The organism is Spirosoma areae, from assembly GCF_054781775.1.
In genome coordinates this window covers 373575-395290 of record NZ_BAAGTT010000024.1, presented here as the reverse complement: position 1 = coordinate 395290, position 21716 = coordinate 373575, and the positions used below count along the sequence as shown (strand labels likewise).

Below are 21716 nucleotides of genomic sequence, written 5' to 3'. Positions count from 1 at the left end.
CTATGAAACCCGTTTCATTTTTCCTGATACTGTGTGCGTTATCACCGCTTTTCTTCGGATGCAGCAGCCTGCGAAACGAAGTTAATCCCGGTCAATTAGGGCTGGAATCGTCTAAATTAGTAGTGACCTGCTTTTTATCGCCACAGGATACGGTGCTGGCCGTAAAAGTAACCCGTTCGGCTACTGTAGTTGGGGATAGCGTTAGTCTCCTGCAAACCGGCAATAATGTTCCTGACGCCACGGTCACGCTCACGGATGGAGACCGAACCCTTGTTCTGCCCTACAACAGCAGCCCATCCGGCAACCCAAATCAGCTCTATTATAAAGCCAGCACCCGATTTTTTCCCATCCTTGCCAGTCGAACTTATACCCTTACGGTAACGACCCCCAACGGGCAGCGAGCCAGGAGCACCTGCACCATACCCCGGCCGGTTGCCCCTTCAGTTCTCTCCTTCGATTCGTTAATGGACAACCAGGGCCGTAATCAGGTCCGCCGTTATTTTATCCGGAGTCTCTGGCAGGACCCCCCCGAACAGACTAATTATTACCAGATTACGGGCAATTTTCGCTATACAACCCGGTGTTCAACCTGTCAGGCCGACCAATCTGGAAATGTCCCTTTATCCTTCCAGGACGATAACCGGGACCTGCTTTCTGATAGTGGCGTTGATGGTACGCTGATGCTTTCCGGACGGGGCTATATGACCTCGTCCTCATCAACCGGCGGTCAGCAGACCGGTTTTTATGACCAATACAAGACGGCTTCTGTGACGGTCAACCTATTGAGTCTTGAGCAAACTCTTTACCGCTATCAGGAGGCTATCATTCGACAAAGGCGGTCGCGTAATAATCCCTTTGCCGAACCGGTCCCAATTCCAGGCAATATCGAAGGCGGGTTAGGCTGTTTTGCGGGCTATAACAGCGCATCCCTCACCGTAATGCTAAAGTAGCAAAACGCAACGTGGGTGGTGTAAGGGAAAGGTGTATAGAAGCTCTATACACCTTTCCCTTACACCACCCACGTTGCCAATGACTCAAAAACTACACGCTTTGGGTTGCGCTATGGATAATTTCCGTTTGTTTCCGAATCGACTCCATGTGGATGATTTTGTAGATTTCCTCCACTAATTCAGGATACAGATTCAGCTTTTGCCCCAGTTCGACGCGGGTTTTCAGGATTTCTTTCCACCGGTCGGGCTGAAACAGCGTCACGTTATTGTCGCGTTTGTATTCGGCCAGCCGCTCCACAAGCGCCATGCGGGCGCCCAGCATTTCAACAATCTGACGGTCAACATTGTCGATGCTGCGCCGTGACTGCTCCATAAAACTCTGAAACTCTATATTTTGCGACTCAACCTGCCGAATCTGCAGATGATCGAGCATGTCGCCAAAAGCCGCCGGTGTCAATTGCTGAGCGGCATCACTCCAGGCTTTGTCGGGGTCGATGTGCGATTCGACAATCAGACCATCGTAGTTTAGGTCTAAAGCCATCTGCGCCAGTTCGTTCAGATAGGCTCGTTTACCGGCCATATGACTTGGGTCGCCAATGAGCGGCAACTGCGGAAAAATTGACTTCAGTTCAATCGCCATCTGCCACATGGGTATGTTGCGATATTTGCTGGCTTCGCCCGTAGCAAACCCCCGGTGAATAGCGCCCAGCTTGGTAACACCGGCACCGGCAATGCGCTCAAACGCACCAACCCACAGGGCCAGATCAGGATTTACCGGGTTTTTTACCAACACCGGCACATCAACACCCCGCAGGGCATCGGCAATTTCCTGGACGTTAAACGGATTCACGGTTGTGCGGGCGCCAATCCACAGAATATCCACGCCATATTTCAGCGCCAACTCAATGTGCTGGGGTGTGGCCACTTCCACCGCAAATGGCAAACCCGTTTCGGCTTTGGCGCGCTGAATCCAGGGAAGGGCTGCTTCGCCCATGCCTTCAAAACTACCCGGACGGGTACGGGGCTTCCAGACGCCCGCACGAATAACATGAACCGCATTTAATGCTTTCAGTTGGCGAGCGGTTTCTACTAACTGATCCTCAGTCTCGGCACTACAAGGCCCGGCAATGATCAGGGGTTTGCCGTTGGTCTCAATCCACGACCCAAGCGGCTCTACAGCTAATTCTACTTTCATAATCTACGCGTAATAAGCGAGTAATACGGCTTACTCTATAGGGAACTTTTAATCTGATTTTATGGTATATTTGCAGAGGGAATTAGCTGTATTTCAAGCTGGTTCCTTCATTTGTCTAAAACTGTTTTAGCTTGTTGAAACAAGACGCGCAGGTACATTTTAACCGATTGACCGAAATTTCGTTATATATTTCGGTCGGATTAACCGACGCGCACTTACAGCTATGCAAATAGCACTGCCCAACAGGAGCACTGATATGTCGAACCGAAGTAATCTAATGCCGGAGACAGTCCAGAGCCTTACAGATGTAAAAAAAGGGCCCAGCCCCGTTTCATTTGAAGACACTTCGATTGCTTTCTCATCCCAGTCGGATTTCAAACTCCGAAAGACCTACTGGTTATTTGCGTTGATGAATCAGGGATGGCTGGTAAATTTAGGGACTTTTTTTATAAAGATTGCCCTGCGCCTGAATCTTCCCATAAAATTCCTGATTAAAAACACAATTTTTGAGCAATTCTGTGGGGGCGAAAGTATTCGCGATTGCGAAAAAGCCATTCAGCATCTGCACAATTCGCACGTTGGAACTATCCTCGACTACTCGGTTGAAGGCGAGGAAACCGAAAAAAGTTTCGACGAAACAGCCCTCGAAATACTGCGTACCATCGAACGCGCCAGCCAATCGGCTGATATTCCCTTCTCCGTCTTTAAAGTGACCGGCATTGCCTCGACCGACCTGCTCGAAGCGGTTCAGATTGGTGATTCGCTCAATAAAGATCAAAAGGCGGAGTTCGACCGGGTGATGAAACGGGTCGATACACTTTGTCGGCGTGCCCACGAACGGAAGGTGCGTATTTTTATTGATGCCGAGGAAAGCTGGATTCAGGACACCATCGATACGCTGGCCTATGAGATGATGGACCGCTACAACCATGAGCAGCCCGTTGTCTATAATACGTATCAGATGTATCGCTGGGAAAGTCTCGATCATCTCCGGCGCGACACGGCTGAAGCACACGCTAAAGGGTATTATTTAGGCGTGAAACTGGTGCGTGGAGCCTACCTCGAAAAAGAGCGGCTTCGGGCACACGAAGAGGAGTATCAGGACCCGATTCAGGCAACGAAAGAAGACACCGACCGGGCCTTTAACGACGCCATTGATTTCTGCTTGGAAAACCGCGACATCATTTCGATCTGCCTCGGAACCCATAATGAGTTTAGTTGCCAGTACTGCATAGACCACATGAAGCAGTTAGGCATTGAGCCGGGCGACCCGCATATTTATTTTGCCCAGCTTTTGGGAATGAGCGATAATATTTCCTATAACTTAGCCGAGGCAGGTTATAATGTGGCTAAATATGTGCCCTATGGTCCCGTCGAAACCGTCATGCCGTATTTGTTCCGTCGGGCAGAGGAGAATAAATCTATAGCCGGACAGAGCAGCCGGGAGTTCACACTGGTTAGCGATGAGTTGAAACGCCGGAAAAGTTGTCGGCATTAAGTGGTCTAATGCAGTCAGTACCTACGATTGGGTTGGCTGCGTTTTTTTGTCTAAATGACTGGCACAGCCATGCAAGCCGGGCGATCCGGGGCCATGCTGTGCCAACTTTTTTATTATGATTCGAAAAAATCCCCTCAAATTTTTTTTGCTGACGCTGATCCTCATTGCGCTCGATCAGGGTGTTAAGCTGGCGGTACACACCTATATGGCTCCTGGTTTTGCGGGCCAGATTAAGGTTGCTGGCGATTGGCTCAAATTGCATTATGTGTTAAACCCCGGTATGGCCTTCGGGATGCAGTTGGGCTATGAGTACGGTAAACTGCTGCTTAGCGTTTTTCGGCTATTCGCTATGGTCGGCATCGGCTATTATTTAGTAAACCTGGCGCATCGGGGGGCGCCCAATGGCCTGCTGTGGGCAATGGCCATGATTCTGGCCGGGGCCGTTGGGAATGTTATCGACAGTACGTTTTATGGTGTCTTCCTGAATAATGCACCCTACGGCTCGCCAACGCCCTGGTTTCATGGGCAGGTGATCGACATGATTTTCGTGGATGCATGGGAGGGATTTATTCCAGACTGGGTCCCGGTCTGGGGCGGTCAATATTATTCGACACCCATTTTTAATATTGCCGATTCGTGTATTTTCATTGGCGTCTGCCTGATTTTATTTTTTCAGCGTCGGTTCTTCGGCGATCAACACGTTGAAGACAGCTTATTGCCGGTTTCGGGACCTGACCCAGTTGAAGCGTCTGTGCTGCCCGCTGCTGAATTTGTTCATGACGACGAGGAGCCGGCCCCGCATGAGCATGATGACAGAAGCGAATTACCTGCGGACAACGACCGGCAAACTGACTCTGAATCCGAATCGGTTTTACCCGACGAATCGAAACGTGTGGATTAGTTGATAGGCATATTAAAAAAAGACCCGTCCGAATTTCGGACGGGTCTTTTTTAGTAAACTTTATTAAAGTTGACCTACTACTTGCTTCCACCCGCCTGACCGCTCGACATGAGGTTGAAGAACTGATCGAGTTTTGGCGTAATGATGATTTCCGTCCGGCGGTTTTGCTGACGACCGGATGGGGTTGTGTTATCATCTTTCGGCGCAAATTCGGACCGGCCACCGGCGGTCATGCGCTCAGGCATTACCCCGAATTTGGTTTGGAGCGTTCGCACAACCGACGTAGCCCGCAAAGCGCTCAAATCCCAGTTGTCTTTGATCGACGCAGTTGAAATGGGCACAACGTCCGTATGGCCTTCTACCAGAATATCCAGTTCCTTATGGTCATTTACAACTTTCGCCACTTTGCCCAGCACAGTTTCAGCCTTTGGCGTGATGTCATAGCTACCCGATTTAAACAGTAGTTTGTCAGAAATTGAGACATACACGACCCCTTTTTTCACTTCAACCTGTACGTCCTGATCGTTGATGTCGTCGAGCGACCGTTTCAGGCTCATGACTAAGGCCAGATTTAGCGAATCTTTCCGCTGAATAGACGAGTTCAGGTTGTTGGTGTATTTCGTCTGCTCATTCAGCGTTTCGAGCGATTTCTTAATGCTCTCGGCACCCGACTTGCTCACAATCGACAAATCCGACATCCGGTCCAGTAGGTTCGTATTTGTTTTCTTGAGGTAGTCGATCTGCGACTGCAAGTCGGTCATTTGTTTATCTTTCCCTTGTAGGTCCGTGTCTTTAGCCGACAGTTGGGAACGTAAATCAGCCGTGCGCTGGTCACAATCATTCAACGATGTAACGGCTTTATCACGGGCTTCCTGCAACGCTTTGATTTCAGCCAGCCGCTTCTTGCTGTTGCAGGAAGCGAGCATCACGATAGCTGCGAAAACAATCAGAATTTGTTTCATACTACTAAATGAAAAATAGTAAAGAGTAACGAAAAGTTAGGTTTTATTGATCCCCGTCGGTACTGGGGTGAATCGTTTCGCAAAAGTAAACGATTCTGGTTAATGGTTTTTCATAGAGTTCTTCATCTAAAACAATAATAGTTGCATTTTTTCCTTATTATTCTGCTAAAAGTTGGAAATAGACTGTACTCTACCTACAAGCCATATCGGTAGTTTGCATCGTAATTGTGCTTCTTAGCGCGTCTCATCATTGTTTTTATGAACAAGCTACTATTGGCTGTTTTGATTGGAGCAGGTATGACAGCACAGGCACAATCGGGTAAAGAAATTATGTATGTTGGTACCTATTCGGTTCGGGGCAGCGAGGGGGTTTACGTGTTTGAATTTGACCGGAAGGCAGGCACCATGAAGCCGCTGCAATCCGTCTCCAACGCCAAAAGTCCATCCTTTCTGGCCCTTCATCCCACCGGAAAGTTCTTGTATTCGGTGAATGAAGCAGGCGGTGCCCCAACGGGTGTTAGCGCTTATGCCGTAGACCAGGCTACCGGTAAACTAAAATTTTTGAATGACCAGTCGTCAGTAGGACGGGGGCCCTGTCACATTAGTGTCGACCAAACCGGCAAAACAGCTTTTGTCGCTAATTATGGTGGAGGAAGCCTGGCGGTATTGCCCATCAACGCCAACGGCACGCTGGGTGCACCCACCGATAGCGTTCAACATTCCGGGACCGGACCCGACCCGGAACGGCAGGAAAAAGCGCATGTTCATTCGGTCACGCTTGCGCCTGATAATCGCTTCGTCTACGTGGCCGATCTGGGTACCGACAAACTCCATATTTACGAAGCCGATGTAAAAGCCAGCAAAGTAAAACCGGCTCAAATGCCGTTTGCAACTGTAAAACCCGGTTCAGGGCCGCGCCATTTTACGTTTCATCCAAATGGGAAATTCGCGTATTTAGTTGAAGAACTGACGTCGGCGGTAGCGGTGTTTTCGCGCGATGCCAAAACCGGCGCTCTGACGCTGCTTACCGATAACGTAAGCACCTTGCCTGCCGATTTTACCGGGAAAAACACCAGCGCCGACATTCACGTTGATCCGAATGGTAAGTTTCTCTATCAATCGAACCGGGGGCACAATTCGCTGGCTATTTTCGCCATTAGTACGGATGGTAAATTAACCAAAATTGGCAACCAATCAACCGAAGGAAAAACCCCGCGCAATTTCCTGATCGACCCCAAAGGCGACTTTGTGTTCGTAGCCAATCAGGATAGTGATACGATCACTATTTTCAGGCGCGACCAGAAAACGGGCAAGCTGACCTATACGGGCCAGTCGGTAAGCGTTCCGGCACCGGTTTGCCTAATTATGGCCTCACGTTAAACTCTTTATTAATCGTTTTACAACACATGATGAAATCAATCACTGCCGTGTTGCTGCTCGCGTTGTTTGTGATGGCGGCTCCGACCAAAACGAAAAACCTGTTCAACGGTAAAAACCTCAAGGGCTGGAAAATATACGGTACCGAAAAATGGTACGTCGACAACGGCGAACTCGTCTGCGAAAGCGGTCCCGATAAGAAGTATGGGTATTTGGCCACCGAGAAATTCTACAAAAACTTCGACCTCTCGCTGGAGTTCAGGCAGGAAGCCAATGGCAACAGTGGCGTCTTTTTCCGCTCGACCATCGACGGAACGAAAATTAGCGGCTGGCAGGTCGAAGTGGCGCCACCAAACCACGATACGGGCGGAATCTACGAATCCTATGGCCGGAACTGGCTGGTTCAAATTCCCGACGAAAAGGAGACTATTCTGAAGCCCGGCGAGTGGAATACGCTTCGCATTCGGGTAGAAGGCGACCATGTACAGACGTTCCTCAACGGGCAGCCGATGGTCGATTTTCACGATGAGAAGATTGGTCAGGGCAACGGTTCGGTTGCCCTGCAAATCCATGATGGTGGTGGCATCAAAGTCCGCTGGCGGAATTTAAAACTGCAATCCCTTTAAAAAACAGAATGCCCTAATCGCTTGTGATTAGGGCATTCTGTTTTAAGAGTTTAGTATCCCCTTAATTTCTCTTTGCTACACATCGAATGATCATGAAATTGCTCTTCCTATCCGGATGTCTCAGTCTGTTTCCCCTTGCGTTGCTGAACGCGCAATCTACCTCGAATTCGGGTAAGTGGCAGTCATTATTCAACGGAAAAGACTTCGACGGCTGGGAAACGTATCTTGATCGGCCATACATTGCTGGCAGCCAGGATAAACAAGCTTCGCCGATTGGTCTGGACAACGATCCAAACCACGTTTTTTCGGTGACGAAGGTAGATGGCAAATCCGCATTACGAATATCGGGCGAAACCTTCGGCGGCATCAATACACTGGCTGAGTTTGAGAACTACCATCTTCGGTTGGAATTTAAGTGGGGAAATAAAAAATGGCCGCCTAAACTCGACCAGCCCCGCGATAGTGGACTGCTGTACCACAGCGTCGGGCCGCACGGAACGCCTATGCTCTGGATGGAATCGTTTGAGCTTCAGATTCAGGAAGGGGATTGTGGTGACTACTGGGGAGTGATGAATGTGCTGGCCGATATTGCCGCCCGCAAAGACGACAACGGAAAGTACGTCTATCAGCCCGATGCCACACCCATCACCTTTCAGGATAAAACGCCGGTCGGGCGTTCATGCCTCAAACAGCCGGACAACGAAAAACCATCGGGCCAATGGAATGTGGTTGACCTCTATTGTGTGGGCGATACGTGCCTGCATGTTCTGAATGGCAAGGTCAACCTGATGCTGACTCATACGCGGCATCTGATTGATGGGCAGGTAGTACCGCTTACAAAAGGTAAAATTCAGCTTCAGTCAGAAGGAGCCGAAGTCTTTTATCGGAATATCCAGGTTCGCCACATCCGTCAGCTACCGGCTGAACTGCTCCGGTAGAGTCGCTGCAAAAAATTACGCCAACTCCGCCAGCAACCCCTCCAAATTCAGCGAATGCGTGAACATCTCGACGGAGCCATCGGGTTTATGCGGCCATTGTTCCCGCGGGCGGTCCCAGTAGAGTTCAACACCGTTTTTATCCGGGTCGTTGAGATAGATCGCTTCCGATACGCCATGGTCCGACGCGCCTGTAATGGGATATTTTGCGTCGATGAGTCGCTGCAATGCCACCGCCAAATCCCGGCGGGTCGGGTAGACAATGGCCGTATGAAAAAGCCCCGCCGACCGAACCGGGGCCGGTGGCGCGTCTTTGCTGTACCACGTATTCAACCCGATGTGATGATGGTAGCCCCCAGCCGAAATAAACGCGGCTTCTTTGCCATATAGGGTTATGAGCGAGAAACCCAGCAAGTCGCGATAGAAAGCCAGGGCACGGTCGAGGTCGGCTACTTTCAGGTGAACATGACCAATGCGGGTTTGGTCGGGAATGGTGTAGGGAGCCTGATTCATACTATATTCCTTAAGAACTGTGAGTTAAGAGTAATTCTCCTCTGTTTATTAGCGATTCACCTCCAGGTAGCAAGTGGCCCTTTTGGTCACCTTCCAGGGGCTGTAGCTTTGAATACAAAATAGACAAGCCATGGTACTACCTGTTCCTATACCAGTCGTTTCACTACTCGTTTGCCTCATTATGACTTCTTCAAACGCTCAATCCACCCAAAAGCCAATAACCGGAGAATACTCTCTATTGGGCGTTCGGGAAGTAGGGTCAGGCATCAGACTCAACGCCGATTCTACGTTTGAGTTCTTTTTCGCTTACGGCGCACTCGACCGAATGGGGCGCGGCACCTGGAAACAGCAGGGTAATCAAGTTATGCTGACCAGCCGCCCACGTCCGCCAAAAGATTTTGCCTTAGTTTCCAGCCGAACCGTTCCGGGCACTACGATCACCGTCCGTATTGCCGATCCGAACAAACAAATCCTGCGTTATGTTGACTGCGCGGTTAAAAACGGCACCGACATCCGCCGGGGAATGACCAACGCCGACGGGCAGGCCCATTTTGCGAAACAACCCGCCGAAGCGATTTCATTACGGTTTGAACTTTGCCCGGACCGCTATTCTGTTTTTCCTATTACGAACAAAGCCCATAACGACTTCGAATTTCGGTTTGAACCCTGGATTGCCGAGGTATTTTTCGAGAATGCCGCTTATACGCTTTCTGATAACAGCCTCGAAGGGCCGCATCCGTTGCTGGAGCCGGGCAAAACGTATCAATTTGAACGGCAATAAGCCTTTGTTTATTCACGGTCTACCGAACGCGGTTGAACACAAACAAGTCGGTAAAGTCCCACTTGCCCGCTTTTTGCTGGCCCCGCTGAATGACTAATTGATCAGCAGACCGTTTTTCGTAGATGATGCGGATGGAGCCATCTTCTTTTTCAAACAGGGCGCGGTTGGTACTCGCTTCGATGAATTTGTAGCGATCCGATTTGTCTTTTTCTTCCTGCTCGATCAGGCCAGGTTTGAAATGCTTTACCAGCACCACCGGCCCCTGTTCGGTTTGTTCAAAAATCAGCATTTCGTACATCGTCACTTTGTTGTCGCGCATCATCCGCATAAACCCGGCGAGGTTATCCCCAGCGGGCGCTATCCAGGCCGCTTCGATGGGGCCGCCATTAAACGTACCCAGCCAACGCCCTTCCATAAAACCAACATCGGATAGTGAGCCGGTTTTGGCCGTAGTTTGGGCAAACAGACTGAAACAGGTAAGGGCGCAGCCGAAGAAAAGGAGGGGCAGACGAGCGGTTTTCATAGGGTTTAGGGAAATGATTTTGTTGGATTGCAAGATACGATAGAAGCTGTTTAAACTTTCTATTTGAGAACGGTTTTGGAAGGTAGCGAGTCATGCCGAAACGAGTAAGTGCTGTTAGCTAAGCACAGCTTTTTCCGTTAGAGCAGTCTCCCTATCTACTCTTCAACACAACCTTCCCCTCCCCTTCCGAGTTTATAAGACCGGATACCACTACAGCCAGCCCCCACCCCGTATGGACTTTATCGACTACTACAGCCTTCTGGGCGTTCCGAAAACAGCTTCGGACGACGACATTCGGAAAGCCTACCGAAAACTGGCCCGCAAACATCACCCCGACCTGAATCCGAACGACGCGGAGGCCAATAAGAAATTTCAGCAGCTTAACGAAGCTAACGAAGTGCTGAGTGACGCCGAAAAGCGCAAAAAATATGACCAGTACGGCAAAGACTGGCAACATGCCGAGCAGTTTGAGCAGGCCCGGCATAGAGATGCACAGCAACAGCAGCAACGCCCGCAATCCACCTCCGGCAACACCGGCGACTATGACTTTTCGGATGGGTTTGGCGGGGCCGGTTTCTCGGATTTTCTTTCGTCTATGTTTGGGCAGGAGGGCGGCCCTAAAAGTAATCGGCAACAGGCCACGTTCCGGGGGCAGGATTACCAGGCTGAGCTGCATCTGAACCTGCGCGATGCTTATACAACGCATAAGCAAACGCTGACCGTCGATGGGAAAAATATTCGCATTACGGTCCCGTCAGGCATCGAGAATGGGCAGAAAATTAAATTGGCAGGCTACGGTTCGCCGGGTATGAACGGCGGTCCCAATGGCGACTTGTACATTACGTTCGTTATTGCCGACGATAGCCGGTACAAACGCAAAGGCAATGATTTATACGTCGATGAAGCGATTGATCTGTACACGGCCCTGCTTGGGGGCGAAAAAATCATTGACACGCTGGACGGTAAAGTGAAAGTCACTATACCGCCCGAAACCCAGAACGGCACCAAAGTCCGGCTGAAGGGCAAAGGGTTTCCTGTATATAAACAGGAAGGCTCGTTTGGCGACCTCTACGTGCAGTGGCAAATCAAACTGCCAACTAACCTGACCGATGAGCAGAAAGAACTATTCCGAAAATTAGCCAGCCTTTGACCTTATCTCCCATGCAACCTAATTTAATATCCATCAGCGAATTCTGCGTCTATCATCATGTCGGAATTGCTTTCATCCAGACGCTGGAAGAACGCGGCCTTGTCGAAACAATTACTGTTGAACAGGCAGTCTATGTGCAGCCCGAACAACTGCCGCTTTTAGAAAAATTTGTTCGGCTGCACCAGGATTTGTCGATTCATCCCGACGACTTAGACGTGGTAAGTGAATTGCTGGAACGGGTTGAGAACCTTCAGCATCAAGTAACTCAGCTTCAGAATCGGTTAATTTTCTATGAGCCGTTGGGCAGTTGACATAGAATGTTAGTAGTCTTTCTCCAGCACAGTTTCCCTTCTACCCACAACCAACCGCAGCACGCCATATATGACCAGTACCAAAAAGACCGCCGTCATAACCCATTTTAGGTTGGTGAATATCGAGCATAGCGATGCCATCCCCGCTGACGAACTTGGATAGCTTTTAAGCAAATAGACAATGCAGGCGTTTTCGAGCAGGTCGAATAATAAAATCCCAACGGGCAGCACGTTAACCAACTGAAACGGCGCGTAAGACCGATTTCGGAATAGCAGTGAGAGAACGATGCAGAATAGGAACGTGTAAACAAGTGGATAAGCTGTATCAACGACCATTGCTCCCTGAGCATATACAGCCCGCCCTTCAGGTCCATAGTCGGCTACCATCTGACTGATTTTAGCCGGATTATAGTCGAACAATAGGTCGATTGGGCCAATCTCTTTTCCGGCTAAGGCGTTCATCCGCGCTTCCAGATTTTTCAGGAAGTAGGTATTAAATGGTATATACAGCACAATAGCCAGTAGCAGCGTTTTCCAGGAGGCAATACGGTATAAGGAGGACGAGAGCGCATTCAGCATGATTGAGAACGGTTGGAAGGAGTGAACAAAAACAATCAATCAACGCCTGCTCTCTGCAATGCGCCATAAAATAAAAGCCAGTCCGGCAAACGCGAGGGCACCCAGGAGCATATACCCGCCTTCGCCCAAAGCCCCTTCCAGTGCAGGCTCCAGCGTCATCGCTGTCAGGCCATTGTAAATTGACTCATTGACCGACAGCAGGGCTACCACGACGCCCGCAAGGGCACCCCCGGCAACCAACCCGGTTGCGAACAGGTTGCCTTTGCCCAGATCAGGGTCTTCTTCGACGGTGCCCTTCCGTTTCGCGTTCCACTCGGCGATGGCCTTAACGAGTCCGCCAATAAAAATCGGCAGCGTGGTTGACAGCGGCAGGTAGAGTCCAACGGCAAACGCCAGCGCACTGACACCAACTAACTCGAACACAAAGGCAATGAAGGCCCCAACCAGCACAAACTGCCAGTCGAGGTTGAAGGAGAGGAGGCCTTTGATGAGCGTAGCCATAAGCGTTCCCTGCGGGGCCGGAAACTTGTCGGAGCCGATGGCGTGGGTGATGCCCTGCGCCAGCAAATCGGGCGTAGGTGTATCGAGAACCTTCACGGTCGCGCCCACCACTAACGACGAGACGATGACCCCAATAAACAGGGCCATTTGCTGGTATTTGGGCGTTGCGCCAACTAAATAACCTGTCTTCAAATCCTGCGACGTGCCCCCCGCGTTGGCAGCCGCTACGCAAATCATGCTGCCCACGACCAAAACGGCGGGTTCATACACTTTACCCGTCAGCCCAAAACCAATGAACACGAGCGATGTTCCCATGATGGTGGCAATGGTCATGCCCGACACCGGCGACGAACTCGACCCAATCAGGCCTACAATCCGGCTGGCAACGGTCACAAAAAAGAAGCCGAAAACAATCACCAGTACGGCAATCAATAACTTAGTCAGCAGCGAATCGCCGGGAATTTGCGGAAGAATAACCATCAAGGCAGTCAGCGCAATACTTCCGATAATAACAATACGAACGCTCAAATCCTGCTCGGTACGCGGCACCCGGTTACTTCCACTCAACGCATCTTCTTTTTCAATGGCGTTGATAGACGATCGGGTAAAACTTTGTTTAAAGGAGGAGACAATCGTCGGAATGGTTTTAAGAAGCGTCATGAACCCACCCGCCGTAACGGCTCCCGCGCCAATCTGCCGGATGTAGGCCCGATAAATAGCCGCAGCCGTATCCGTAAAGGTATGCGTTGCTGGATTCCAGCCGCCCGGTCCGCCCGCCGTTTGCAGATTAGCGAGGTAGCCAAGTTTCTGCAATTGCAGGGCAATCGTATCGCCGGGAACAACCGACGCCAGCAGCGGAATCAGCCCCAGCCAGGCCAGAATACCACCGCCAACCAACACCGCCGAAATCTTAAAGCCGATGATGTAGCCAACACCCAGATACTCCGGCGTAATCTCACCGGCAACCTGCGCTGACGGAAAATACCGGTTTGTTTGTTTAGTTGCCCAGACCGGCACTTCGGCGATAACGTGCAGCACTTTCTGCAGCAACGCATACAACAGCGCAACGCCCAGGCCCTGATAGGCCGTTTTCGCAAAATCGCCCCCTTTCTCGCCCGCAATCAGCACCGATGCACACGCCGTTCCTTCGGGGTAGGGTAAGGTGCCATGTTCCTGCACGATCAGCGACCGACGCAGCGGAATCATCATGAGCGTGCCAATCAGCCCGCCCAGAATTGCCAGTGTCAGAATTGTCCAGTAGTTGAAGAAATCAGCCCCGCTGCCGTTGGTCAGGAACAGAAAACCCGGCATGGTGAACACCACCCCCGACGCAATACTCTCGCCCGCTGAACCCGTCGTTTGAATAATGTTGTTTTCGAGGATGGTCGTGTTCAGAAACCGACGACCGAGCGAAATGGCCAGTACGGCAATCGGAATAGATGCCGATACCGATAAGCCCGCTTTAAGGGATAAGTAGACGGTGGCGGCCCCGAACAAAATGCCAAATACGGCCCCCGTAATAATGGCCTTGAGGGTGAACTCCGCTGGCGACTCGGTGGCGGGGATAAACGGCTTATGGGCGATGGCGGTTTTGGACATAGTCGTTGATTTTGCGATACGCTTAACTGAGCATCACAAAGTAAGACTTTCCCAACATATACCCAATTTTACTGCATGGCCCGCGTCGTGTATTGGTCCATTACATCGCTGGGGTGAATCTCCAGCACATTGGCCAAAACCAGCAAGACGAGCGTTCGGGAGGCAATCCGGCGCGAAATGCCAGCGACAGACGCGAATAAATCGACGGTGATGCTGTTATGCTCGCCGAGATGCTGCATGAGTTTTTTCTCTTTCTCGCCGTAGCTGAAGCGAATGCCGCGCTCGGCCTGTTCGCCTTTCAGAATCTCGCGCACTTCGCGGCTGGCCTGCACCGATTTGTCGCCCACGCGCACGTAAGCCTTTTTGTCATCCGGATTGTCCGGGTCAGGAATGATGTAATGTGGGCGAGTGGGGCTGCGGGGTACCCGAATCACGAGAACTTCACGTTCGTCGTAGAGTTGCACCCGGTCGATGGTGTAGGAGATGCGCGGAAAACAGTATTTGTTGATGGCCCGGACGAGCAGATATTCGTCCTCATCGGCGTATTTCAGCCCCGGAATTTTCTTGTCGTCGCCGACACCGATAAGCATGATACCGCCATTTGTATTCGCGAAGGCGACCACGCCCCGAATTATTTTCTCGGGATGATTTGTTTTCAGCTTGAACTCTAAATTGCTACCCTCTCCCCGTCTGACCAGGTTTTTGAGTGCCTGATAGTCCATAACCGATGGGTTCATCTGGTTGAGCACTGAATTGGGATAAAGATACTGCTTTTCAACAAACTTGCAAGTGTTCGGGCAGTATCTCTCTTTTACGTTGAAAAACTCTGTTAGTTTGCGTTAACTTTTCGTCAAAACAAACCGTTACCAAGTGAATGAATAATGAACTATATAGACTGAATATTCGCTAAGAAAAGCATTGTTCATTATCCAGTTTACATCATTTATTTATTTTATAGAAACACTAAAATGCTGGTAAACGTTGCGTTGGTTTTAGGGACTTTTGGCTTCATGGAGGGCATTGCCTGGTTCACCCATAAATACGTAATGCACGGTTTTTTGTGGCATTGGCACCGCGACCACCACAATCATCACAACGGTTTTTTTGAGATGAATGATTTATTCGCCGTTGTGTTCAGCATGACCGCCATCAGTCTGATTCTTATCGGTGTTGAATTTCCTGAGTGGCAGTTTCTGGCCTGGATCGGGGCGGGTGTTACTCTCTACGGGGTCTTTTATTTTATTTTCCACGACGTAATCGTTCATCGGCGGGTGAAGCTGAAAATTGATACCAGCGGCCGCTACATGCAACGCATTATGCGGGCGCATTACATCCACCATAAAGTGCATACGAGGGAAGGAGCCGAAGTATTCGGCTTTCTGTACGCTCCTAAAAAATATGATCGGGCGGTGAAGAGCAAAAAGCACGAGACAACATCGAAGCCCTTGTAGCATGGACCGCTGGTCCGCGTAGGCTAAGGTGTATAGTATTTTATCCGTATGGCTTAGCCTGCGGCTTTGCGGGCTTCTGCTCGCACCACATAAAAAAGGCGTAATCCATTCGTTTAGGATTACGCCTTTTTTGTAAGGCAACCGCCCAAAGGCTCAATATTCATCTTCGTTGAAAAAGAAGTCATCTTTGGTTGGATAATCCGGCCAAATTTCTTCAATACTTTCGTAGGGTTGCCCATCGTCTTCGAGTTCCTGTAGGTTCTCGACAACTTCGAGGGGGGCACCGGAGCGAATCGAATAGTCAATCAGTTCGTCTTTGGTGGCGGGCCAGGGGGCATCTTCTAAGTAAGATGCCAGTTCGAGTGTCCAGTACATAGTGTGTCCGTATTTTAATGGCTATTTTCTTAATGAGGGTGCAAAAGTAAAAAAACAGTTAATATCCAAGCTATTTTTAGCAAAAATGTTTATCAGCGATTCGTTTGCCGGGATTTAGGCGATTAACGCACAAAACCGATGTTTGTTTGTGGTAATGTGAATATATTTTTAACGATGAAACTTTAGACTTGCTTTTACTTATTTCATTTCGTGTATGTTTTGTTCGCCCTGTCCCCCTGTCCGCTACTGATGACAATCGAAGTTTGTGCCTATTCACTCGACTCCTGCCTGATAGCCCAACAAGCCGGGGCCAGCCGGATTGAGCTATGCGGTGGCATGGCCGATGGTGGTACAACGCCCAGTGCGGGATTGATTAATCTGGTCCGCCAGCACCTGACTATCCCGTTTTATGTGATGATTCGGCCTCGCGGGGGCGATTTCCTGTACACCGACAGTGAGTTAGCCGTTATGAAAGCAGATATTGCGCTGGCTAAAGAATTGGGCGCCGATGGCGTTGTACTGGGCTTATTACAGGCCGACGGTACCGTCGATGAACATCGAACACGGGAATTAGTCGAATTAGCTGAGCCATTGCCCGTTACCTTCCACCGGGCCTTCGACATGACCCGCAACCCGCTCGAAGCCCTCGAAGCCATAATCCGCACGGGTGCCGTCCGAATTCTATCGTCAGGCCAGCATCAGACGGCCGAAGCGGGCGTTTCCGTATTAAATCAATTAGCCAGACAGGCAGCCGGACGAATCGAGCTAATGGCCGGAGCGGGCGTAAATGCCCAAAACGCCAGACAATTGATTAAGGCGGGGGTTGATGCGCTGCACCTGAGTGGCAGTCAAAAACGGGATAGCCGAATGAACTACCGTCAGCCGTCAGTTTCGATGGCGTCTGCCGTTCCCGGCGAATACGAATATACAGAAGCGAATGAGGAGAAAATTCGGGCGGTTGTTAGGCAAGCTGCGTTGTAGCGCGGACGGTCGGCGGCTGCCGTGGAAACCCGCGCTACAACACTATGGCCCGGTTTCCGGCAATAAAGACGCGATCGTTGAAGACTAATTTCAACGCCTGCGACAACACGATTTTTTCGACGTCTTTGCCCTCTGTTGCCATGTCGGCGGCTGTGTGCCGGTGGTCTACTTCTTTCACATTCTGGGCAATAATCGGTCCTTCATCCAGTTCATTGTTAACGAAATGGGCTGTTGCGCCAATGATTTTTACGCCACGTTCGTAGGCTTGCCGATAGGGATTGGCTCCCACAAAGGCGGGCAGGAAGGAATGGTGAATATTGATAATCCGATTCGGAAAGTAATTGACAAAATCCGGCGTCAGCACGCGCATGTATTTGGCCAGTACTACATATTCCGGATCATAGAGCGCCAGCGTCCGTAAAATGGCTTCTTCATGCTCTTCGCGGGTTTTGCCCTCATGCGACACATAATGAAACGGAATACCGAATTTACTGACTAAAGGCTGCAGAGTGTTATAATTGCTCACAACCGCCAGAATATCAGCATCCAACTCATCGAAAGCGTAGCGAATCAGCAACTCTCCCAAACAGTGATGCTCCTTAGTGACCATCACGACAATGTTTTTCCTGCGTTTCGGATTCAGTCGGAAGGTAATTCCAGGACCACGAATGGTCGTCTGCAACTCGGTTAGCAGGGCCTCGTTGTCGAACTCGTCGGGCGCGACTCCGGCCTCAAACTCGGTCCGCATAAAGAACTGACCCGACGGACTAACGTACTCATCATTATGAATAATGTTAAGGTTATGCCCATAAAGCACACCCGTCACCTGATAAATCAAGCCCTTGCTGTCGGGGCCATCCATGAGTAATATATGTTTGTCGGGCAGGGTCATGTCAGCTTTTGAATAAATTGGCTAAAAGTAGTAAATGCCAACCGTTAATTCCTTTATTTTGGGCCATAAGCTTCCTATCTATGGTAAATCGACGCCGTTTCCTGACTTTGAGTTCGCTGGCCGGGCTGCTTCCCTCCTTCTCATTCAGTACTGTCCGGCCCGTAGCCAGTTCCGCTACGAATTCCCTGGTTGCCAGCCCACCCATCCCCGGTCCTCTGGTACTTTCGACCTGGAAACAACCCAAAGCGAATGCGGCTGCTCAGGCCGTTCTGGACCGGGGAGGACGTGCTTTAGACGCTGTTGAAGCGGGTGTTCGCGTACCCGAAGCCGATCCCGAAGACATGAGCGTGGGCTACGGTGGCCGACCCGACCGCGATGGCCACGTTACCCTCGACGCCTGCATTATGGATGAGAAAGGCAACGCAGGTTCGGTGACATTTCTGGAACACATTATGCACCCTATTTCCGTAGCGCGGGCCGTTATGGAAAAAACGCCCCACGTTCTGCTCAGTGGCGAGGGAGCCTTCCGCTTTGCGCTCGCTCAGGGGTTTAAAAAAGAAAATCTGCTCACTAAGAAAGCTGAACAGGAATGGCGTGAATGGCTCAGAACGGCTAAGTACAAACCCATTGCCAACATCGAGCGGCACGACACTATCGGCATGTTGGCCATCGACAGTCAGGGGAATCTGTCGGGGGCCTGCACAACCAGTGGGCTGGCTTACAAGATGCATGGTCGTGTAGGCGATTCACCGATTATTGGGGCTGGTCTTTTTGTTGATAATGAAATTGGTGGTGCCTGTGCAACCGGTTTAGGTGAATTGGTGATGCGTACTTGTGGTTCTTTTTTGGTGGTGGAGCTGATGCGCCAGGGCCGAACACCTCAGCAAGCCTGTGAAGAAGCCGCCCTGCGAATTGTTAAGAAGCAGGAATTCAACGACATACAGGTTGGCTTTCTGGCCGTAAACAAGCAAGGTGAACACGGTGCATTCAGTATTCAGCCAGGCTTTAATTACACGCTGTCCGCTAATCAACAAACGCAGGTGACCGACGCCAGGTCTTATTTAAAATAAACAAATTTATCTTTTCTTGTTTATATCATTTACTTGCAGGACAAAGACGGGCCACGTCAACTTAAGTTACCTTTTTGCTAAAACAATTAACTAATTTGGAAGCGGTATTTTCAACATCGAAGCGGAAGTTACTACTTGAGATTGCCTGGGAGGTGTGTAATCAGGTAGGTGGGATTTACACGGTTATTCGGTCGAAAGTGCCGGCAATGGTCGAAAAGTGGGACGATAACTACGTTGCCTTAGGCCCCTATTTTCCACAACGGGCAGCCGCCGAGTTTGAGCCTATCACTGACTCCGATGAGACCGAGATCGGCCAAACCGTTCGTAAGATGCGGGAGTTGGGACATCGCGTCGAATATGGCTACTGGCTCGTTACAGGTCGTCCGCGCGTAGTCCTGTTTGACATCAGCAGCATCAGCGTTCCCCAACTCAACGAAATAAAAACGCAGCTTTGGATCAATCATCAGTTATCTACCCTGAACGTTGAGGACCTTGTTAATCAGACTATTGCGTTTGGTGAAATGGTTCGGGTGTTCATCACCCTGTTAGCCGAAGGTCATGCCAAACGCGTTGATTTCGTAGCTCATTTTCACGAGTGGATGGCCAGCACGGGCTTACCCGATTTACGTAAGAATAATGTAAAAGTCGCTACGGTATTCACGACCCATGCCACCATGCTTGGGCGGTATCTGGCTCAGAACGAACCAGGCTTTTATGGCAAACTCCCCTTTTTCGACTGGAAACGCGAAGCCCAGCATTACGGCATTGAAACCCAGGCAACCATTGAGCGATTAGCCGCCCTGCAATCGCACGTATTCACAACGGTTAGCGACGTAACGGCGCGGGAATGCGAAGTTTTTCTGGGCCGAAATCCCGACCTTGTTCTGCCCAACGGCCTGAACGTCACTCGGTTTGCGGCTGTCCACGAATTTCAAAACCTGCACGTTCGATACAAGCAGAAGATTCACGAATTCGTGATGGGCCATTTTTTCCAGAGTTATTCATTCGATCTGGAAAAAACGCTTTATTTCTTCACATCGGGTCGTTTTGAATTCTCCAACAAAGGCTACGACCTAACGCTTGAGGCCCTCTCCCGACTGAACGTCCGAATGCGGGAAGCCAACATGGACATGACCATCGTGATGTTCATGGTGACGAAACAGCCGTATACGTCCATCAATCCCGATGTGTTGCACTCGCGTGCCCTGCTCGATGAAATTCAGGAAACCTGCGAGAGCATCGAAAAACAAGTGGGTGAGCGGCTCTTCCAGGCGGCTGCTTCCGACCCGCAGGGCACAACCCTGCCTGATCTGAACAATTTCGTGGATGAATACTGGCGACTCCGGCTCCGGCGGACAGTGCAAAGCTGGAAAACCAAACACCTGCCGCCCTTTGTAACGCATAATCTGGTGCAGGAAGACGATATGACGCGGTTTATCCGGCAGGCCAACTTAGTCAACAATGAGTATGACCGGGTTAAAATCGTGTACCACCCCGATTTTATTGCCTCTACGAATCCTCTGTTTGGGCTTGACTACAGCCAGTTTGTGCGGGGTTGTCACCTCGGCGTTTTTCCCAGTTATTACGAACCCTGGGGCTATACCCCTTTAGAATGCGTGGTGCGGGGTATTCCAACTGTCACGAGCGACCAGTCGGGCTTTGGCGATTTTATCATGCAAATCATGCGTGACTACGAAAACCGGGGCATTTATGTCATTAACCGACGGACGCAGAATTTCAACGAAGCGGCCGATCAGTTAGCCGACGTACTTTACCGGTTTGTTAGAATGGCTCAGCGCGACCGCATCCAGCAACGCAACCGTGTGGAAAGCATCGCCGACGTTTTCGACTGGAGCAGCCTACGCTCCTACTACGACACCGCCCATGATTTGGCGTTGAAACGGAAGAAGTTTTGAATTAATGGTTACTCTATACTGGTTACTGTAGAATGATTGGTCAATGCTAACATTCTACAGTAACCATTTTAGGCTATGATTCGTATCGGCATTATAAACGTTTCCGACCGGGCCAGCGCGGGGGTTTACGAAGACACTCCGGGTAAAGCCGTTGTTAGTTTGTTAACCGACTGGCTGACCTGCCCCTGGGAGCCCATTTACCGTGTTATTCCCGACGAGCAGGACCAGCTCGAAGCGACTATGATTGAGTTAGCTGATGGGAAAGGTTGCTGCTTAGTTGTCACAACGGGCGGCACCGGCCCGGCCCTCCGCGACGTAACCCCCGAAGCGACCGAAGCCGTTTGCCAGAAAATGCTGCCCGGCTTTGGAGAACTGATGCGCCAGGAGAGTCTTAACTATGTGCCAACGGCTATCTTATCCCGCCAAACGGCTGGCATCCGCAATCAAACGCTTATTCTGAACTTGCCAGGAAGACCCAAAGCGATTGGGGAATGCCTGTCCGCTGTTTTTCCAGCCATTCCCTATTGCATCGACCTCATTGGCGGACCATTTCTAACAACAAACGAGGGAAAGATGAAGGTGTTCAGGCCAAAAAGTTAGTTCCAGGTTTCATGTTCAATCTTTCAGGTT

At 50.4% G+C, this 21716-nt stretch carries 23 protein-coding genes; 14 read left to right on the top strand and 9 right to left on the bottom strand.

What is annotated here, in order from left to right; translation table 11 throughout:
• The first annotated feature begins 2 nt into the window (after nucleotides 1-2).
• On the top strand, nucleotides 3-950 hold the full coding sequence (locus tag ACYVI1_RS12015; RefSeq protein WP_460910290.1) for a DUF4249 domain-containing protein: 948 nt from the start codon (nucleotides 3-5) through the stop codon (nucleotides 948-950).
• Nucleotides 951-1041: 91 nt separating this feature from the next.
• On the opposite strand, the gene ACYVI1_RS12010 is transcribed toward ACYVI1_RS12015, so the two are convergent.
• Complete coding sequence (locus tag ACYVI1_RS12010; RefSeq protein WP_460910288.1) at nucleotides 1042-2145, bottom strand: chorismate mutase; 1104 nt, start codon at nucleotides 2143-2145, stop codon at nucleotides 1042-1044.
• Between the two features lie 277 nt (nucleotides 2146-2422).
• On the opposite strand from ACYVI1_RS12010, the gene ACYVI1_RS12005 reads away from it, so the two are divergent.
• Complete coding sequence (locus ACYVI1_RS12005; RefSeq protein ID WP_460910286.1) at nucleotides 2423-3643, top strand: proline dehydrogenase family protein; 1221 nt, start codon at nucleotides 2423-2425, stop codon at nucleotides 3641-3643.
• Between the two features lie 115 nt (nucleotides 3644-3758).
• A complete protein-coding gene (locus ACYVI1_RS12000) occupies nucleotides 3759-4544 on the top strand; it encodes a lipoprotein signal peptidase (RefSeq protein ID WP_460910284.1) in 786 nt (261 codons plus the stop codon).
• Nucleotides 4545-4621: 77 nt separating this feature from the next.
• Here the strand turns inward: ACYVI1_RS12000 and ACYVI1_RS11995 are convergent, their stop codons facing one another.
• On the bottom strand, nucleotides 4622-5506 hold the full coding sequence (locus ACYVI1_RS11995; RefSeq protein WP_460910282.1) for an OmpA/MotB family protein: 885 nt from the start codon (nucleotides 5504-5506) through the stop codon (nucleotides 4622-4624).
• Nucleotides 5507-5764: 258 nt separating this feature from the next.
• On the opposite strand from ACYVI1_RS11995, the gene ACYVI1_RS11990 reads away from it, so the two are divergent.
• From ACYVI1_RS11990 to ACYVI1_RS11980, 3 genes are all read left to right on the top strand, one after another.
• Nucleotides 5765-6886: a lactonase family protein gene (locus tag ACYVI1_RS11990; protein WP_460910280.1), complete on the top strand. Its 1122-nt coding sequence runs from the start codon at nucleotides 5765-5767 to the stop codon at nucleotides 6884-6886.
• A 26-nt stretch (nucleotides 6887-6912) separates the two neighbouring features.
• Nucleotides 6913-7509, top strand: coding sequence for a 3-keto-disaccharide hydrolase (locus ACYVI1_RS11985; protein WP_460910278.1), 597 nt, complete (start codon nucleotides 6913-6915; stop codon nucleotides 7507-7509).
• A 92-nt stretch (nucleotides 7510-7601) separates the two neighbouring features.
• Nucleotides 7602-8447: a 3-keto-disaccharide hydrolase gene (locus ACYVI1_RS11980; protein WP_460910276.1), complete on the top strand. Its 846-nt coding sequence runs from the start codon at nucleotides 7602-7604 to the stop codon at nucleotides 8445-8447.
• 15 nt (nucleotides 8448-8462) lie between these two features.
• On the opposite strand, the gene ACYVI1_RS11975 is transcribed toward ACYVI1_RS11980, so the two are convergent.
• On the bottom strand, nucleotides 8463-8957 hold the full coding sequence (locus ACYVI1_RS11975; protein ID WP_460910274.1) for a VOC family protein: 495 nt from the start codon (nucleotides 8955-8957) through the stop codon (nucleotides 8463-8465).
• Nucleotides 8958-9138: 181 nt separating this feature from the next.
• Between ACYVI1_RS11975 and ACYVI1_RS11970 the strand changes: the two genes are divergently transcribed.
• Nucleotides 9139-9738 carry a hypothetical protein gene (locus tag ACYVI1_RS11970; RefSeq protein WP_460910272.1) on the top strand — a complete coding sequence of 200 codons (600 nt, stop codon included), beginning with the start codon at nucleotides 9139-9141 and terminating at the stop codon, nucleotides 9736-9738.
• Between the two features lie 19 nt (nucleotides 9739-9757).
• On the opposite strand, the gene ACYVI1_RS11965 is transcribed toward ACYVI1_RS11970, so the two are convergent.
• Nucleotides 9758-10261, bottom strand: a complete 504-nt coding sequence (locus ACYVI1_RS11965; RefSeq protein WP_460910270.1) for a DUF6265 family protein — start codon at nucleotides 10259-10261, stop codon at nucleotides 9758-9760.
• A gap of 232 nt (nucleotides 10262-10493) precedes the next feature.
• Here ACYVI1_RS11965 and ACYVI1_RS11960 point away from each other — a divergent pair, with 232 nt between their 5' ends.
• Together ACYVI1_RS11960 and ACYVI1_RS11955 are read left to right on the top strand one after the other, a co-directional pair.
• Nucleotides 10494-11411, top strand: coding sequence for a DnaJ C-terminal domain-containing protein (locus ACYVI1_RS11960; protein ID WP_460910268.1), 918 nt, complete (start codon nucleotides 10494-10496; stop codon nucleotides 11409-11411).
• Nucleotides 11412-11422: 11 nt separating this feature from the next.
• Entirely contained in the window at nucleotides 11423-11722 is a 300-nt protein-coding gene (locus tag ACYVI1_RS11955; RefSeq protein WP_460910266.1) for a chaperone modulator CbpM, read from the top strand.
• Nucleotides 11723-11731: 9 nt separating this feature from the next.
• On the opposite strand, the gene ACYVI1_RS11950 is transcribed toward ACYVI1_RS11955, so the two are convergent.
• From ACYVI1_RS11950 to ACYVI1_RS11940, 3 genes are all read right to left on the bottom strand, one after another.
• Complete coding sequence (locus tag ACYVI1_RS11950; RefSeq protein ID WP_460910264.1) at nucleotides 11732-12301, bottom strand: hypothetical protein; 570 nt, start codon at nucleotides 12299-12301, stop codon at nucleotides 11732-11734.
• A 39-nt stretch (nucleotides 12302-12340) separates the two neighbouring features.
• Nucleotides 12341-14401: an OPT family oligopeptide transporter gene (locus tag ACYVI1_RS11945; protein WP_460910262.1), complete on the bottom strand. Its 2061-nt coding sequence runs from the start codon at nucleotides 14399-14401 to the stop codon at nucleotides 12341-12343.
• Between the two features lie 68 nt (nucleotides 14402-14469).
• On the bottom strand, nucleotides 14470-15138 hold the full coding sequence (locus tag ACYVI1_RS11940) for an AlbA family DNA-binding domain-containing protein (protein ID WP_460910260.1): 669 nt from the start codon (nucleotides 15136-15138) through the stop codon (nucleotides 14470-14472).
• 231 nt (nucleotides 15139-15369) lie between these two features.
• Between ACYVI1_RS11940 and ACYVI1_RS11935 the strand changes: the two genes are divergently transcribed.
• A complete protein-coding gene (locus ACYVI1_RS11935; protein ID WP_460910258.1) occupies nucleotides 15370-15852 on the top strand; it encodes a sterol desaturase family protein in 483 nt (160 codons plus the stop codon).
• 153 nt (nucleotides 15853-16005) lie between these two features.
• Here ACYVI1_RS11935 and ACYVI1_RS11930 read toward each other — a convergent pair whose 3' ends face one another.
• Nucleotides 16006-16227, bottom strand: a complete 222-nt coding sequence (locus tag ACYVI1_RS11930) for a DUF2795 domain-containing protein (protein ID WP_009284883.1) — start codon at nucleotides 16225-16227, stop codon at nucleotides 16006-16008.
• 249 nt (nucleotides 16228-16476) lie between these two features.
• Here ACYVI1_RS11930 and ACYVI1_RS11925 point away from each other — a divergent pair, with 249 nt between their 5' ends.
• Nucleotides 16477-17208 carry a copper homeostasis protein CutC gene (locus ACYVI1_RS11925; protein ID WP_460910256.1) on the top strand — a complete coding sequence of 244 codons (732 nt, stop codon included), beginning with the start codon at nucleotides 16477-16479 and terminating at the stop codon, nucleotides 17206-17208.
• 34 nt (nucleotides 17209-17242) lie between these two features.
• On the opposite strand, the gene purU is transcribed toward ACYVI1_RS11925, so the two are convergent.
• Complete coding sequence (gene purU, locus ACYVI1_RS11920) at nucleotides 17243-18100, bottom strand: formyltetrahydrofolate deformylase (protein WP_460910254.1); 858 nt, start codon at nucleotides 18098-18100, stop codon at nucleotides 17243-17245.
• 80 nt (nucleotides 18101-18180) lie between these two features.
• Between purU and ACYVI1_RS11915 the strand changes: the two genes are divergently transcribed.
• The 3 genes from ACYVI1_RS11915 to mog all read left to right on the top strand — a co-directional run bounded on the left by ACYVI1_RS11915 (nucleotide 18181) and on the right by mog (nucleotide 21686).
• The gene (locus ACYVI1_RS11915) at nucleotides 18181-19170 is read left to right on the top strand and encodes an isoaspartyl peptidase/L-asparaginase family protein (protein ID WP_460910253.1); all 990 of its coding nucleotides are present in this window, start codon (nucleotides 18181-18183) and stop codon (nucleotides 19168-19170) included.
• Between the two features lie 95 nt (nucleotides 19171-19265).
• A complete protein-coding gene (locus tag ACYVI1_RS11910) occupies nucleotides 19266-21086 on the top strand; it encodes a glycosyltransferase (protein ID WP_460910251.1) in 1821 nt (606 codons plus the stop codon).
• A 75-nt stretch (nucleotides 21087-21161) separates the two neighbouring features.
• Nucleotides 21162-21686, top strand: a complete 525-nt coding sequence (mog, locus tag ACYVI1_RS11905) for a molybdopterin adenylyltransferase (protein WP_460910249.1) — start codon at nucleotides 21162-21164, stop codon at nucleotides 21684-21686.
• The last annotated feature ends 30 nt before the right edge of the window (nucleotides 21687-21716 follow it).